Annotated in this window: 2 protein-coding genes; both read left to right on the forward strand. The window is 35.6% G+C overall.

Annotation, left to right across the window (positions count from 1 at the left end; translation table 11 throughout):
- The coding region (locus tag BAQ46_RS22875) for a DUF3948 family protein (RefSeq protein ID WP_000575050.1) at positions 1 to 106 on the forward strand (106 nt) is incomplete at its 5' end.
- 39 nt (positions 107 to 145) lie between these two features.
- Positions 146 to 219, forward strand: a 74-nt coding sequence (locus tag BAQ46_RS22880) for a DUF3948 family protein (RefSeq protein ID WP_002101907.1), incomplete at its 3' end; no start/stop codon positions are given.

Below are 219 nucleotides of genomic sequence, written 5' to 3' on the forward strand. Positions count from 1 at the left end.
GAAAGAGCAAGTATTACAAGTAACAAAAGGTGACTTCGTAGGATCAGCAAGTGGAGCAGTAGTATTAACAGCATTAATCGTATTCTTATCAAGCGTATTAGTATAATAGAGGTTTTGTAAAAAGAAAAAGAGAGGAGAATGCAAAATGAAAGAGCAAGTATTACAAGTAACAAAAGGTGACTTCGTAGGATCAGCAAGTGGAGCAGTAGTATTAACAGC

Source organism: Bacillus paranthracis (genome assembly GCF_001883995.1).
Classification (GTDB): domain Bacteria; phylum Bacillota; class Bacilli; order Bacillales; family Bacillaceae_G; genus Bacillus_A; species Bacillus_A paranthracis.